The organism is Streptomyces beijiangensis, assembly GCF_017315755.1.
Lineage (GTDB): Bacteria > Actinomycetota > Actinomycetes > Streptomycetales > Streptomycetaceae > Streptomyces > Streptomyces beijiangensis.
This window is the reverse complement of record NZ_JAFLRJ010001335.1, coordinates 1-241: the sequence shown is the minus strand read 5'-3', so window position 1 is coordinate 241 and position 241 is coordinate 1. Positions and strand designations below refer to the sequence as shown.

1 protein-coding gene is annotated in these 241 nt (G+C 44.8%); it reads left to right on the top strand.

Going from position 1 to position 241, the window contains the following annotated elements; genetic code table 11:
- Positions 1–53: 53 nt before the first annotated feature.
- Positions 54–241, top strand: a 188-nt coding sequence (locus tag J0695_RS46445; protein WP_206970028.1) for a spore germination protein, incomplete at its 3' end; no start/stop codon positions are given.

Sequence of the window (241 nt, the reverse complement as noted above, 5' to 3'; positions counted from 1 at the left end):
ATATGGTGTATAGCCCATAAAAAAATGTTTGATCAATTAAAGGGTGTGCCATCATGCCAGCTATTGTCGGAGCTTTTAAAGTAAATGCCGTCGGTACGAGCGGCGTTGTTCATGTCGGAGACTGCATCACGATTTCTCCTTATGCAGAAGTTAAAACATTTGCGGGTGCCGGCAGCTTCAATACCGGAGACGGACTCAGAGTATACAACCAGAACAGCATCACCAACACATATGACAACGA